This is a genomic window from Streptococcus sp. HF-100 (genome assembly GCF_015594635.1).
In the GTDB taxonomy this organism is placed as follows: domain Bacteria; phylum Bacillota; class Bacilli; order Lactobacillales; family Streptococcaceae; genus Streptococcus; species Streptococcus vaginalis.
The window spans coordinates 15253-29548 of record NZ_JADNQV010000006.1 but is presented as its reverse complement, the minus strand read 5'-3'; the positions used below and the strand labels follow the sequence as shown (position 1 = coordinate 29548).

Annotated in this window: 18 protein-coding genes; 15 read left to right on the top strand and 3 right to left on the bottom strand. The window is 39.5% G+C overall.

The window, feature by feature from the left end:
* The first annotated feature begins 49 nt into the window (after window positions 1-49).
* From IYQ23_RS06695 to IYQ23_RS06660, 8 genes are all read left to right on the top strand, one after another.
* Window positions 50-664, top strand: coding sequence for an ATP-dependent Clp protease proteolytic subunit (locus tag IYQ23_RS06695; protein ID WP_223349572.1), 615 nt, complete (start codon window positions 50-52; stop codon window positions 662-664).
* Between the two features lie 90 nt (window positions 665-754).
* A complete protein-coding gene (locus tag IYQ23_RS06690; RefSeq protein WP_003033867.1) occupies window positions 755-1024 on the top strand; it encodes a YlbG family protein in 270 nt (89 codons plus the stop codon).
* An 82-nt stretch (window positions 1025-1106) separates the two neighbouring features.
* On the top strand, window positions 1107-2270 hold the full coding sequence (locus tag IYQ23_RS06685; protein WP_195674447.1) for an ABC transporter substrate-binding protein: 1164 nt from the start codon (window positions 1107-1109) through the stop codon (window positions 2268-2270).
* A 383-nt stretch (window positions 2271-2653) separates the two neighbouring features.
* Window positions 2654-3523 carry a branched-chain amino acid ABC transporter permease gene (locus tag IYQ23_RS06680; RefSeq protein WP_018543650.1) on the top strand — a complete coding sequence of 290 codons (870 nt, stop codon included), beginning with the start codon at window positions 2654-2656 and terminating at the stop codon, window positions 3521-3523.
* A gap of 3 nt (window positions 3524-3526) precedes the next feature.
* On the top strand, window positions 3527-4477 hold the full coding sequence (locus tag IYQ23_RS06675) for a branched-chain amino acid ABC transporter permease (protein WP_195674446.1): 951 nt from the start codon (window positions 3527-3529) through the stop codon (window positions 4475-4477).
* Window positions 4477-5241 carry an ABC transporter ATP-binding protein gene (locus IYQ23_RS06670; protein ID WP_003025619.1) on the top strand — a complete coding sequence of 255 codons (765 nt, stop codon included), beginning with the start codon at window positions 4477-4479 and terminating at the stop codon, window positions 5239-5241. Before IYQ23_RS06675 ends, IYQ23_RS06670 begins: the two co-directional genes overlap by 1 nt.
* Window positions 5241-5951: an ABC transporter ATP-binding protein gene (locus IYQ23_RS06665; protein ID WP_003032369.1), complete on the top strand. Its 711-nt coding sequence runs from the start codon at window positions 5241-5243 to the stop codon at window positions 5949-5951. Before IYQ23_RS06670 ends, IYQ23_RS06665 begins: the two co-directional genes overlap by 1 nt.
* A 146-nt stretch (window positions 5952-6097) precedes the next feature.
* Entirely contained in the window at window positions 6098-6754 is a 657-nt protein-coding gene (locus IYQ23_RS06660; RefSeq protein ID WP_195674445.1) for a CBS domain-containing protein, read from the top strand.
* A 66-nt stretch (window positions 6755-6820) separates the two neighbouring features.
* Here IYQ23_RS06660 and IYQ23_RS06655 read toward each other — a convergent pair whose 3' ends face one another.
* Window positions 6821-7684 carry a YitT family protein gene (locus IYQ23_RS06655; RefSeq protein ID WP_195674444.1) on the bottom strand — a complete coding sequence of 288 codons (864 nt, stop codon included), beginning with the start codon at window positions 7682-7684 and terminating at the stop codon, window positions 6821-6823.
* A gap of 154 nt (window positions 7685-7838) precedes the next feature.
* Here IYQ23_RS06655 and tmk point away from each other — a divergent pair, with 154 nt between their 5' ends.
* The 7 genes from tmk (at window position 7839) to nth (ending at window position 12416) form a co-directional block, all read left to right on the top strand.
* Window positions 7839-8477, top strand: coding sequence for a dTMP kinase (gene tmk, locus IYQ23_RS06650; protein WP_195674443.1), 639 nt, complete (start codon window positions 7839-7841; stop codon window positions 8475-8477).
* Window positions 8474-9367 carry a DNA polymerase III subunit delta' gene (locus tag IYQ23_RS06645; protein WP_195674442.1) on the top strand — a complete coding sequence of 298 codons (894 nt, stop codon included), beginning with the start codon at window positions 8474-8476 and terminating at the stop codon, window positions 9365-9367. Before tmk ends, IYQ23_RS06645 begins: the two co-directional genes overlap by 4 nt.
* Window positions 9368-9400: 33 nt before the next feature.
* Window positions 9401-9718 (top strand): DNA replication initiation control protein YabA, encoded by a 318-nt coding sequence (gene yabA, locus IYQ23_RS06640; RefSeq protein WP_195674441.1) that lies wholly within the window; start codon window positions 9401-9403, stop codon window positions 9716-9718.
* 2 nt (window positions 9719-9720) lie between these two features.
* Window positions 9721-10587 carry a 16S rRNA (cytidine(1402)-2'-O)-methyltransferase gene (gene rsmI / locus IYQ23_RS06635; RefSeq protein WP_195674440.1) on the top strand — a complete coding sequence of 289 codons (867 nt, stop codon included), beginning with the start codon at window positions 9721-9723 and terminating at the stop codon, window positions 10585-10587.
* Between the two features lie 2 nt (window positions 10588-10589).
* Complete coding sequence (locus tag IYQ23_RS06630) at window positions 10590-11096, top strand: methylated-DNA--[protein]-cysteine S-methyltransferase (RefSeq protein WP_195674439.1); 507 nt, start codon at window positions 10590-10592, stop codon at window positions 11094-11096.
* A gap of 19 nt (window positions 11097-11115) precedes the next feature.
* Window positions 11116-11469, top strand: a complete 354-nt coding sequence (locus IYQ23_RS06625; RefSeq protein WP_003032389.1) for an arsenate reductase family protein — start codon at window positions 11116-11118, stop codon at window positions 11467-11469.
* A 323-nt stretch (window positions 11470-11792) separates the two neighbouring features.
* Window positions 11793-12416, top strand: coding sequence for an endonuclease III (nth, locus tag IYQ23_RS06620; RefSeq protein WP_195674438.1), 624 nt, complete (start codon window positions 11793-11795; stop codon window positions 12414-12416).
* A 26-nt stretch (window positions 12417-12442) separates the two neighbouring features.
* Here nth and IYQ23_RS06615 read toward each other — a convergent pair whose 3' ends face one another.
* On the bottom strand, window positions 12443-13270 hold the full coding sequence (locus tag IYQ23_RS06615; RefSeq protein WP_195674437.1) for an exodeoxyribonuclease III: 828 nt from the start codon (window positions 13268-13270) through the stop codon (window positions 12443-12445).
* Window positions 13271-13354: 84 nt separating this feature from the next.
* Window positions 13355-14026 carry a methyltransferase family protein gene (locus IYQ23_RS06610; protein WP_006269831.1) on the bottom strand — a complete coding sequence of 224 codons (672 nt, stop codon included), beginning with the start codon at window positions 14024-14026 and terminating at the stop codon, window positions 13355-13357.
* Between the last annotated feature and the right edge of the window lie 270 nt (window positions 14027-14296).

Sequence of the window (14296 nt, the reverse complement as noted above, 5' to 3'; positions counted from 1 at the left end):
AATAGTCTCATATTTGAAAAATCTCACTAAAAATTGTTAGTCAGATTAAATATCAGATGAAAAGGAGAATACAATGATTCCTGTAGTTATTGAACAAACAAGTCGTGGGGAACGTTCCTACGATATTTACTCACGCTTATTAAAAGATCGCATTATTATGCTGACAGGTCCTGTTGAGGACAATATGGCTAATTCTATTATTGCGCAATTGCTTTTCCTTGATGCACAAGATAATACTAAAGATATTTATCTTTACATCAATACGCCAGGTGGTTCTGTATCGGCTGGTCTAGCGATTGTGGATACCATGAACTTCATCAAGTCAGATGTCCAAACAATTGTCATGGGGATGGCTGCTTCCATGGGAACCATTATTGCTTCAAGTGGTGCTAAAGGCAAGCGCTTCATGTTGCCGAATGCAGAATACCTGATTCATCAGCCAATGGGCGGAACTGGTAGCGGTACGCAGCAAACCGATATGGCGATTGCAGCTGAGCATTTGCTGAAAACACGGAATAACTTGGAGAAAATCCTTGCGGATAATTCAGGGAAAACCATTAAGCAAGTACATAAAGACGCAGAACGCGATTATTGGATGAGCGCTCAAGAAACCTTGGATTATGGCTTCATTGATGAAATCATGGCAAATAATAATTTAAACTAATCATTGTTTATTACTGTACGAAAAATGTCCTCTGATGGGCATTTTTTTGATATACTTATAAATGATAAAAATAAATTAGAAAGAAAATTCATGTTTAAAAAAGAAGAACGAACAGGTTTGATTGTGTATTTGTATTACAATCGAGATGTGAAAAAAATAGAAACTATTGGCGATATTGTCTACCATTCTAAAAAGCATCGTTACCTCCAGTTGTATGTTCCGACAGAGCAGGTAGAAGAGACGATGCAAAGGTTATCTAAAGAAAAATATGTCAAACAAGTACGGATCTGTCACATTCAAGAATTGGACACAGACTTTGTTGGAAGCTTGTTTAGAGATAAAGAAAACGTAAACATATAAAAAAATCTCATTTACCACTTGACAATTGTCAGATAATTCGATATATTCTAAACATATCATTTCGGAACGAGGAGATAAGAATATGAAGAAAAAATTTGCTCTATCATTTGTTGCCCTTGCAAGCGTTGCCCTTCTTGCCGCTTGTGGGGAAGTAAAGTCAGGTGGCTCCAATGCAACTGGTACAAAAGTTGCTGATAAAACTATTAAAATCGGATTCAACTTTGAAGAAACTGGTGCAACAGCAGCTTATGGAACGGCCGAACAAAAAGGTGCCCAACTGGCTGTTGATGAAATCAACAAAGCCGGTGGTATTGACGGAAAAAAACTAGAAGTAGTGGACAAAGATAATAAATCTGAAACAGCAGAAGCAGCTTCTGTAACGACCAACTTAGTAACCCAATCGAAAGTCAATGCAGTTGTAGGACCTGCAACTTCTGGTGCAACGGCAGCAGCTGTTTCTAATGCGACAAAAGCAGGTGTACCCTTGATTTCACCTAGTGCTACTCAAGATGGCTTGACAAAAAATCAAGAGTATTTATTCATTGGGACTTTCCAGGATAGCTTCCAAGGTAAAATCATTTCTAAATATGTGACAGAAAAGTTAAAAGCGAAAAAAGTTGTGCTTTATACAGATAACTCAAGTGATTATGCCAAAGGTATTGCAAAAGCTTTCCGCAATGCGTATAAAGGCAAGATTGTTGCAGATGAAAAATTTGTCGCTGGTGATACGGACTTCCAAGCAGCTTTGACCAAGATGAAGGGAAAAGATTTTGATGCAATTGTCATCCCTGGTTACTATACTGAAGCTGGTAAAATTGTCAACCAAGCGCGTGGTATGGGAATTGATAAGCCAATCGTTGGTGGTGATGGCTTTAATGGCGCAGAATTTGTCCAACAAGCAACTCCAGCCAAAGCTTCAAATATCTACTATATTTCAGGCTTCTCTTCAACAGTTGATGTCTCAGCGAAAGCTAAGAAATTCCTAGAAGCTTACAAGGCTAAATACAACAATGAAGAACCTTCAACATTTGCAGCGCTAGCATATGATTCTGTTTATCTTGTTGCTAATGCTGCCAAAGGTGCGAAAACATCTGTTGACATTAAAAACAATATGGCTAAGACAAAGAATTTTGAAGGTGTAACAGGTGATACCAGCTTTGACAAGCATCATAATACTGTAAAAACAGCCTTTATGATGACCATGAATAATGGGAAAGTCACAGCAGCTGAAACAGTTAAGCCATAATCTTTCATAAAGAACTGCTTAAAATATATTTTATAGTGTATAGAAGAGTAACTATTTATGGTGGACATCGTAGATAGTTACTTCTCTTTATATGGGTTAAAAGAGATCGTTAGGATAGATATCTTAGTGTTAAGAATGTAGCTCATTATGATTTGTAAGATAGAGTAACTGCTAGATCTGTCTTAAATTGTTTAACATCAATCAGCTATAAGGTGAGAAGAAGGAACTGACGACTTCTTTTGCTCAAACTTGGAATAGAGAGTAAGGAGAACCAATTTCTTTGAAACCGCGACTTACTCACTCTTTTTTTGCGATAGGATAAGAAAGATGTGAATCACCACATCATCCTTTCATCGATATTATATTTAGAAAGTGTGGTGGCCATGCTCCAACAACTTGTTAATGGTCTAATTTTAGGGAGTGTCTATGCTTTGCTCGCTCTCGGCTATACCATGGTTTATGGAATTATCAAACTCATCAATTTCGCTCATGGAGATATTTACATGATGGGTGCTTTTATGGGGTATTTCTTGATAAATTCCCTTCATCTTAATTTTTTCCTTGCCTTAATCTTGGCAATGATTGGGACAGCGGCTTTAGGCGTACTAGTCGAATTTTTGGCTTATCGCCCGTTGAGAAATTCGACTCGAATTGCAGCTTTGATTACTGCAATTGGTGTTTCGTTTTTCTTGGAGTACGTGATGGTGTATTTTGTGGGGGCCAATACTCGTTCGTTCCCACAAGTGATTGAAACGGTTCGTTATAATTTTGGTCCGATTAGTCTCACCAATATCCAATTGATGATTTTGGTCATTTCCTTAATCTTGATGGTGTTATTGCAAGTTATTGTTCAAAAGACCAAAATGGGAAAAGCGATGCGGGCAGTTTCGGTCGATAGCGATGCGGCGCAACTAATGGGAATTAATGTCAATCGTACGATTAGTTTCACTTTTGCTTTGGGTTCGGCTTTGGCAGGAGCGGCAGGTGTGCTCATTGCGCTTTATTATAATTCCCTTGAGCCTTTGATGGGAATGACACCAGGGTTGAAATCGTTTGTCGCTGCAGTACTTGGTGGGATTGGTATTATCCCAGGAGCAGCATTGGGAGGTTTTGTCATTGGTTTGTTAGAAACCTTTGCAACAGCTTTTGGTATGTCAGATTTCCGTGATGCGATTGTGTATGGTATCTTAATCTTGATTTTACTTGTCCGTCCTGCAGGTATTCTTGGTAAGAATGTGAAAGAGAAGGTGTAAGCGATGAAAAAGAATGTAAAAGTAAATATTCTATGGTTTGTACTCCTTCTTGCTGGTTACGGTTTGCTGACTCTCCTTGTCAACGCTGGAGTTTTGAATGATTTTTACTTGCAAATCTTACAGCAAATCGGCATTAACATTATTTTAGCAGTAGGTTTGAATTTGATTGTCGGTTTTTCAGGTCAATTTTCTCTGGGACATGCTGGATTTATGGCAATTGGTGCCTATGCAGCTGCGATTATTGGCTCGAAATCAGCTACTTATCCGGCCTTTTTTGCAGCTATGGTATTAGGAGCGTTGATTGCAGGAGCAGTGGCTTTGGTTGTCGGGATTCCTACTCTTCGTCTGAAAGGTGATTACCTCGCAATTGCTACGCTTGGAGTTTCTGAAATCATTCGAATTTTAATCATCAACGGAGGCGATTTGACTAATGGAGCTGCGGGTATTCTTGGTATTCCTGCTTTTACCGATTGGCAAATGGTGTATTTCTTTGTAGTTATCACAACTATTTTAACCATCAATTTCTTGCGCAGCCCGATTGGACGAGCAACCTTGTCAGTTCGTGAAGATGAAATTGCAGCAGAGTCTGTAGGGGTCAATACCACTAAAATCAAAGTAATTGCCTTTGTTTTTGGAGCGATGACAGCTAGTATCGCAGGCTCACTCCAAGCAGGATTTATTGGCTCTGTTGTGCCGAAAGATTATACTTTTATCAATAGCATCAATGTCTTGATTATCGTGGTATTTGGTGGCTTGGGTTCCATGACAGGAACCATTGTTGCAGCGATTGTCTTGGGAATTTTAAACATGGTACTTCAAAATGTAGCAAGTATTCGGATGATTATTTACTCTCTTGCTTTAATTTTAGTGATGATTTTCCGTCCGGGAGGACTTCTTGGTACATGGGAATTAAGCCTCTCACGCTTCTTTAAAAAAGATAAGGAGGTCAACTAATGGCGCTTCTTGATGTAAAAAATCTAACAAAAAATTTCGGTGGGTTGACTGCTGTTGGCGATGTGAGCTTGGAGCTAAATGAGGGAGAATTAGTCGGTCTCATTGGTCCAAATGGTGCAGGAAAAACAACTTTATTTAATTTACTGACCGGTGTTTATGAGCCAAGTGAAGGAAGCGTGACCTTGGATGGGCATTTGCTCAATGGCAAGGCTCCTTATAAGATTGCTTCTTTGGGACTCAGTCGGACATTCCAAAATATTCGCTTATTTAAAGATTTGACAGTCTTAGAGAATGTCTTGATTGCTTTGGGAAACCACCACAAAGCACATGTTTTTGCTAGTTTCTTTCGTTTGCCAGCTTTCTATAAAAATGAAGCAGAATTGCGTGAGAAAGCTCTGGAATTGCTAAAAATCTTTGACCTAGACGGTGAAGCAGAAACACTTGCTAAGAATTTAGCTTACGGTCAACAACGTCGTTTGGAAATTGTGCGTGCTCTAGCAACAGAACCAAAAATTCTCTTTCTTGATGAGCCTGCTGCGGGAATGAATCCACAGGAAACAGCAGAATTGACAGAGTTAATTCGTCGCATAAAAAATGAATTCCAAATCACAATCATGCTGATTGAGCATGACATGAGTTTAGTCATGGAAGTGACGGAACGAATTTATGTATTGGAGTATGGTCGTTTGATCGCACACGGAACTCCTGACGAGATCAAAAATGATAAGCGTGTTATCGAAGCCTATCTAGGAGGTGAAGCCTAATGTCTATGCTAAAAGTTGAAAATCTTTCCGTCCATTATGGCATGATTCAGGCTGTCCGAGATGTCAGCTTTGAAGTCAATGAGGGCGAAGTTGTTTCTCTCATCGGTGCCAATGGTGCTGGAAAAACGACGATTCTTCGGACCATTTCAGGACTGGTTCGTCCAAGTGCAGGAAAAATTGAGTTTCTAGGAAATGAAATTCAAAAAGTTCCTGCTCAGAAAATTGTAGCAGCAGGGCTTTCTCAGGTACCCGAAGGACGCCATGTTTTCCCAGGCCTGACTGTTTTGGAAAACCTAGAAATGGGTGCTTTCTTAAAAACAAATCGCGATGAAAATCAAGCAAATCTAAAAAAAGTCTTCTCACGCTTTCCGCGTTTAGAAGAACGTAAAAATCAAGACGCTGCAACTCTTTCTGGAGGTGAGCAGCAGATGCTTGCTATGGGACGAGCTCTTATGTCTACTCCAAAACTCCTGCTTTTAGATGAGCCTTCAATGGGACTGGCTCCTCTCTTCATTCAAGAAATTTTTGATATTATTCAAGATATTCAAAAACAAGGCACAACGGTTTTATTGATTGAGCAAAATGCTAACAAAGCCCTCTCAATTGCCGACCGTGGCTATGTTTTAGAAACAGGAAATATCGTCTTGTCTGGCACAGGAAAAGAATTGCTCGCTTCCGATGAAGTCCGCAAGGCTTATCTCGGTGGGTGAAAAAAGGAGAAAGAAGTGGTTTTCTACTTCTTTTTTATTCACTAATATTATTCTTGAAAACATAAGCAAGTACCTTGAAAGCGTTTGAAATAAACTAGAAAATACAGTATAATAGAACTGAAAAATCAGAGATAAAGGAGATTTCCATGGCAGTTAAAGATTTTATGACGCGAAAAGTGGTGTATATTAGCCCAGACACGACAGTAGCGCATGCGGCGGATATTATGCGTGAGCAGGGATTGCACCGGCTTCCTGTTATTGAAAATGACCAATTGGTTGGTTTGGTGACTGAAGGAACGATCGCCGAAGCAAGACCTTCAAAAGCAACGAGCTTATCTATTTACGAGATGAATTATTTGCTAAACAAGACAAAGATTAAAGACGTCATGATTCGTGATGTGGTGACGGTGTCACAATTTGCTAGTTTGGAAGATGCTACTTACTTGATGTTGAAAAATAAAATTGGCATTTTGCCAGTGGTGGACAATCAGCAAGTATACGGCGTCATTACAGATCGTGATGTTTTCAGAGCCTTTCTTGAAATTGCTGGCTATGGTGAAGAAGGCATTCGCGTGCGTTTCATTACAGAAGATGAAGTCGGCGTGTTGGAGAAGATTGTGCATTTGATTGTCGAAGAAAATCTCAATATCTCTAACGCTGTTAATATTCCACGCAAAGATGGCAAGGTTATCATTGAAGTTCAAATTGATGGTAATGTGGATTTGCCGGCTTTAAAAGCGAAATTTGAAGACAAAGGCATTCAGGTAGAAGACATTACTCGTACTTCCGCAAAAGCTTTATAAGATAACAAAAACGCATGAGAGCAGTCTTTTAACTGTGATCATGCGTTTTTTATAATGGGAGCAAGATTATTTCTGAATTGGTTGCTTATTGACATCTAAGGTAAAGCCTTCACCAAGGATTTCATGGGCATCTGTAATGGTAATAAAGGCATGTGGATCGACGCTATGAATAACTTTTTTCATGGATTGCATTTCGTTTCGTCCAACGACGCAGTAAATGAGTTTCAAATCATTCTCGCTGTAGTAGCCTTGTCCATTGATGAAAGTAATTCCACGACCGAGATCTTCGTCAATTTTCTTTGCTAATTCTTCTGGGCGGCTAGTAATAACCATGAAGCCCTTGCCGGCATAACCGCCTTCACCAATCAAGTCAATCACCCGTGAAGCAATAAAGACAAAAATCAAGGTATAAGTCACTAGGCGAACATCTTTAAAAACAAGTATAACGAAAATAAGGACGCAGAAGTCTACAGTAAACATCAATTTCCCCATGGAGATATTCGTATACTTATTAGCGATTCGAGCAATAATATCGGTACCGCCAGTCGTACCACCGGCATTGAAAACAATTCCTAGTCCAACGCCAGCAATAATCCCTGTTAGAAGCGTCACAATCACGAGGTCGCCTTCAAGGTTAATCACGAAAGGGATTTTTTCAAAGACCGCCAGCCAAGCAGAAACGGCAAAAGTACCTAAAATACTAGAGTACAAAAGTCGCGAGCCAAAAATTCTCCAAGCAATAATGAAAAGAGGAATGTTGATGATGAGATTCATCAGTGAAACGGGAATTTTAAATAGATAGTATGTAATGAGGGTCACTCCAGTCGCGCCCCCTTCATACAAATGATTTGGAATAATCAGATAATTGATGGCGAAAGCAAAAATTCCAGCTCCTAGAATAATCGTCAGATAGTTTTTAAACTTAGACATAATAACCTCCTAATAATTTCTGTACATTCTATTGTATCAAATCTTGAAAACTTATGTATCATTTTGAAAAAATTTTTTTAAACTTTTTCTGGCAATGATTTTTCTGGAGTTTTTTGTTAAAATAGAAAGGAGAAAAAGGAAGAAATGAGTTAGTATGTCAAAAGGAATATTCATCTCTTTAGAGGGACCAGACGGTGCAGGAAAATCAAGTGTTTTAGAAGCCTTGATTCCCATTTTAGAAGCAAAAGGGCAGGCGTTTATCACAACGCGTGAGCCTGGTGGAGTGGCAGTAGCGGAGAAGATTCGCGATGTTGTTTTAGATCCGAAGCATACGGAAATCGATGAAAAAACGGAACTGCTCCTCTATATTGCCAGTCGCAGGCAACATTTGGTGGAACGTATTTTACCTGCTTTAGATCGTGGTGAAATGGTGCTGGTGGATCGCTTTATTGATAGTTCGGTGGCGTATCAAGGTTTTGGTCGCGGACTCAAGGTAGTAGACATTGATTGGCTAAATGATTTTGCGACAGACGGTCTAAAACCGGATTTGACCCTTTATTTTGATATTGAAGCAGAGGAAGGCTTAGCCCGCATTGCTAAGAGCAAGGAGCGTGGAGCAGATCGCTTGGATCGTGAAAGTGTGGAATGGCATCGGCGCGTGCGTGAGGGGTATTTGTCTATTCTTAAAAAAGAACCGAATCGTGTGAGAAAGATTGATGCCAGTCAGCCATTAGAAAAGGTCGTTGCAGATACTTTAGCAGTATTGGCAGAACGAGTTGAGAGTTTAAGATGAAAATAGAAGAATTAGCTCAGTTGCAGCCAGTTTTGTTTGAACGTTTTGAGCACATTTTACAGCAACATCGGCTGAATCATGCTTATCTGTTTACAGGGGCTTTCGGCAGTTTTGAAATGGCTCAATGTTTAGCACAGAATTTATTTTGTACCAATAAAAATGGTGTCTTACCCTGTGGAGAATGTCGAAATTGTCGGTTGATTGAGGAAGAGGATTTTTCAGATGTGACAGTCGTCCGTCCTGTCAATCAGATTATCAAGACGGAGCGTGTCCGAGAATTAGTACGCAATTTTTCTCAGTCAGGGTTTGAAAGCAGCAAGCAAGTGTTTATCATTTGTGATGCGGACAAGATGCATGTCAATGCAGCTAATTCGCTGTTGAAGGTCATTGAAGAGCCACAAAGTGAAGTGTATATTTTCTTGTTGACAGCGGATGAAAATCTTATTTTGCCCACGATTAAAAGCCGAGCGCAGCTATTTCATTTTCCAAAAAATCAAGCCTATTTGCTTGAAAAATTGGAGCAGACTGGGCTGATAAAGACACAAGCAGAATTGTTAACTGCTTATAGTCAAACAGAAGAAGAAGCCATGCGTTTGGCAGCTAGTCCAGCTTTTTTTGACTTGGCAGCAGAATGTGATCGTTTTGCATCGCTTTGCTTAAACCGAAAAGAGACTGCTTATTTGCAGGTTGCGAAGTTGGCTAGTCTGGCAGATGATAAGGAAAAGCAAGAACAGGCTTTGAAACTCTTGGAGCTTCTCTTTGCAAAAGAAATGCAAACAACATGTGGACGCTTCTATTTAGAAGGTATATTTACAGCAAGAAAAATGTGGCGAGCCAATGTTAGTTTTCAAAATGCACTAGAATATATGGTGTTACAAGAAAGAGAATGATGGCTACGTTGGTACAGGAAAATGGTAGTGAGGATGAATAAAAAAGAATTATTTGATGCTCTTGATGAATTTTCTCAAAATCTGCTTGTTACTTTAGCAGAAGTAGAAGCGATTAAGAAAAATCTGAAAAGCGTGGTGGAAGAAAATGTAGCGCTGCGCTTGGAAAATGATAAATTAAGAGAGCGATTAGGACAGGTAGAGCATGCAGCAACACTAAAAACAAAAAGAAACCGGGATAATTTGCGCAAACTCTATGAAGATGGTTTTCATGTGTGCACAGATTTTTATGGTCAGCGTCGTGAAAATGATGCAGAATGTATGTTTTGTGATGAATTACTTTTTAGGGAGTAAGCATGCAGGTTCAAAAAAGTTTTAAAGGTCAGTCTCCTTATGGGAAGCTCTATCTGGTGGCTACTCCGATTGGGAATATGGACGATATGAGTATCCGTATGGTGAATACTCTGAAAGAAGTTGATTTCATTGCAGCAGAAGATACCAGAAATACTGGTCTGTTGCTCAAGCATTTTGGTATTACTACGAAGCAGATTAGCTTTCACGAGCATAATGCCAAAGAAAAAATCCCTGATTTGATTCGTTTGCTGAAAAGCGGGCAGAATATTGCTCAGGTTTCGGATGCCGGCTTGCCTAGTATTTCGGATCCGGGGCATGATTTAGTTAAAGCTGCTATTGCTGAGGAAATCGCAGCAGTGACTGTTCCTGGTCCCAGTGCAGGTATTTCAGCCTTGATAGCTAGTGGTCTTGCTCCGCAACCTCATATTTTTTATGGATTTTTGCCACGCAAGGCTGGTCAGCAAAAAGAGTTTTTTTCTAATAAAAAAGCCTACCCAGAGACGCAGATCTTTTACGAATCTCCTCATCGGGTTAAGGCTACTTTAGAAAATATGTTCAGCATCTATGGAGATCGCTCCGTTGTTCTAGTACGGGAATTGACTAAGATTTATGAGGAATACCAACGTGGCCTGATTTCCGAAGTGATAGACCATATTTCGGAAAAACCACTAAAAGGTGAATGTTTGTTAATCGTAGAAGGTTTTAAGGAAGAAGAGATTGAACAGTCAGAAGCGGATTTGTTAGCAGAGATTGAACAGCTAGTAGCGGCAGGAACAAAGAAAAATCAAGCTATCAAAGAAGTAGCGAAAAAATACGGCTGGAATAAGAGTGAATTATATGCTCGTTATCATGAGAAAGTCAGTGAGTAAAAATGATTTTTTATAAACAAATTTATATTTCCCCTTTAGGAGAAATGTCTTTGGTTGCTGATGAGACAGGGCTTGTTGGAGCTTGGTTTTTCAAGCAGAAATATTTTGAGCGTGGTTTAGAGAAAGTCACGATGCCAGTAGAAAATGATATTCTGAAAAGAACTCGTCTTTTGCTAGATGATTATTTTAGCGGAAAGTATCCAGACTTTTCGAGTCTTGTTTTGGCTCCTGTTGGGACGGATTTTCAACAACGGGTCTGGACTTATCTGCAAACTATTCCTTATGGGAGAACGGTCACGTATGGTCAGATAGCAAAGGAGTTAGATATTCACTCGGCGCAGGCTGTTGGTGGCGCTGTGGGTAGAAATCCCTTTTCTATCATCGTTCCCTGTCATCGGGTGCTGGGAAGTCAAGGACAATTAACCGGCTATGCTGGGGGATTAGACAAGAAAATATGGCTTTTGGAGCATGAAGGCGTAGAACTTAGCGAGAAAGCTTTGGATAAATGATACAAATGGAGAAAATGATATGTTACGATTTATTGAATATCCAAAATGTTCGACCTGTCGCAAAGCCAAGGCTGAATTAAACCAGTTGGGTTTGGACTTTGAAGCAGTGGATATTGTCAAGGAAACACCGAGTAAAGAGGAAATTTTAACTTGGATGGAAAATTCTGATTTAAACATCAAATCTTTCTTCAACACTAGCGGGCTCAAATATCGTGAGCTAGGTTTGAAAGATAAACTATCAGGATTGTCCGCCGAAGAAGCCGCAGAGCTTTTAGCAACCGATGGCATGCTCATCAAACGACCAATCTTAGAAAAAGACGGAAAAATCCTGCAAATAGGCTACCGCATAGAATATGCAATATTAGATTTGTAAATAAAAAAGAAGTGAGGCAACAATTGCGATTTTAAAGAAATCCATTTTGTCGTCTCACTTCTTTTTAAGCTCTCTATTTTGGTATCATTGCTGTTCGTGTTATAATGTTTTTATACACTGAGAAAATTTCTTCAAACCTTGTTAGCTTGGGAGTGAGATAGAACTAAAATTTGAAAATGTTAATCGTCGCTCTTTTGATTTAATCATCCGATACAACATATTCCGTCAGATATTTTGTATAGTCTCACCTTGCAAGGTTGCTAAACAGTCTGTGAGACTGTTTGATTTTCATTGAATATTAGTAAAAAACGAAAAGAGAAAAAATGGTTTTATCAAAAAAACGTGCGCGAAAGGTAATTGAGGAAATCATTGCCCTATTTCCAGATGCAAAACCTAGCTTGAATTTTACCAATTATTTTGAATTGTTAGTCGCAGTCATGCTGTCAGCTCAAACGACCGATGCAGCAGTCAACACAGTCACACCAGCCCTTTTTAAAGCCTATCCAACTCCACAGGAAATGGCGGCAGCTTCAGAAAGCGAAATTGCCAGCTATATTGCTCGTCTGGGGCTTTATCGCAATAAGGCTAAGTTTTTGAAAAAATGTGCTCAGCAGTTGCTAGATGACTTTGGCGGTCAAGTCCCACATACACGAAAAGAATTGGAAAGTCTTGCGGGTGTGGGACGCAAAACAGCCAATGTGGTCATGAGTGTTGGCTTTGGTATTCCAGCTTTTGCGGTGGATACCCATGTGGAGCGGATTTGCAAACACCATGATATTGTTAAAAAGTCCGCTAGTCCTTTAGAAGTCGAACAACGTGTGATGGAAGTTCTGCCCAAAAATGAATGGCTTCCAGCTCACCAAGCTATGATTTGCTTTGGCCGTGAAATTTGCCATCCTAGAAATCCTAAATGCGATCAATATCCGCAGTTGTACCATTTTGATTGAAAAAAAAAGAGGGGAAACCTCTTTTTTTATAACTCAATTTCCAATACAATTGGTGTGTGGTCTTGCCTTGCTCCTGAATCAATCATTTCTGACTTAGTAACTTTGCCTGCAATTCGATTGCTGGTCAGCCAGTAATCAATTCTCCAGCCACTGTTATTGATTTTGCTGGTCTTGCTGCGTTGTGCCCACCAGCTATAAACATTTGGAATATCGCCGTGAATGTAACGGAAAGTATCAGTAAAACCACGATTTAACAGATTGGTAAATCCGGATCGTTCTTCATCTGTAAATCCAGGTGAGCGACGGTTGCTAGAAGGATGAGCGAGGTCAATCTCATTGTGAGCTACATTGTAGTCTCCTGTTGCAAGGACAGGTTTTTCTTTGTCTAAAGTTGTTAGATAGTCAGCATATTTTTGATCCCATACTTGGCGTTCTACTAGGCGTTTAAGTCCATCACCTGCATTTGGCGTATAAACTTGTGTAACGAAAAAATTGTCAAATTCCAACGTAATGATGCGCCCCTCGGCGTCCATAGTAGAAGGAGCGCCGATTTCTGGGAAAGTGATGATTGGTGTCAGGTTATTCTTATAGAGAAACATAGTCCCAGCATAACCTTTACGTGCAGGTTCTATAGAAGAGCGCCATGTAGTTTCATAATGTGGGAATAATTCATCCAAAACTTTTAGATGTTTTTTAGTTGGTCCGTTAGCAGATAATTTAGTTTCCTGAATGGCGATAATATCCGCCTTTTCTGCCTGAAGCGTCTGAAGAACAGCCTGAGAGAGCTGAGCGCGGGCAGAATCACTGGTCAGGGCAGCGTTGAGGGAGTCAATATTCCAAGAGATGAGTTTCATAAGGGTACCTTTTCTAGACTTATTTTTTTCTATTTTACCAAAAAAAGGCTAAGCAGGCGAGTTTTGGGTTTGTCATTTTCTTTGTTACCATAGGAATGGAATGATTTTTGTAGTGACTTGATTTTTGTATTCTTGATAGCCTTCTAGATTCTTTTCTAAGAAAGCCTCTTCTCCTTTTATGCGCTGGTTGATAATAGGAAGATAAAGAAGCATGACAAGGAAAGCTAAAAGTGAACCTAAAATGAGCGGAATGCTCAGAAACAGGCCAAGGGTTGCTAGATACATAGGATGTCTGACGATTCCGTAAAGCCCAGTTGAAATGACGTTTTGCTGGTCTTGAACATCAATAATTCTAAATAAATGGTTATTTTCTCGCAGAACTTCAGCATAGAGGAGATAGGATGCTAGAAAAATGAAACTTGCACACCATGTGATTCGGCTGGAAACTTGAAACCAAGAGAAACGATAGTCTAAACCAGCTAAGATAAAGGTAGCAAGAAAGAGTAAAGCACTCAAAAAAATGATCTGCTTTTGTTCCTTTTCTTTCTCTTTCATTTCCAGTCTTTTTCTGAGGAGGTCAGGTTTATAAAGGAACAGAAGGCTTCCAATCAAGAGCATTGGTAGAAAGACCAATCCCAAGAGAAGCCAGCCCTTCCAAAAGTCTAAACTTCCTGCTGGTATAAAAATGAGCAAAATCAAAAACATAAGACCAGACAGGTATTTTAGAATAACTTGGCTAATAAGATGTGTTTTCATTTTTAGCCCTCCTTTGCTCCATTATACTAAAAATCTGTGTAAAAATTCACTCGGAAGGCATCGATTCCTAAAAATTATTTGCAAAAATTCACTCGAAGAGCATCAAATACAAAAATTTATTTGTAAAAATTAGCTAGAAAGGCACAAATTCCATAGATTTACTTGTGAACGAGTTGTCGAATGGGAATAATTCAAAAGATTTATAGGTAAAAAGTTCGTCGAAAAGCGTGACTTCCCATAAATTATTGTCAAAAAGTTCGTCGAGAGACT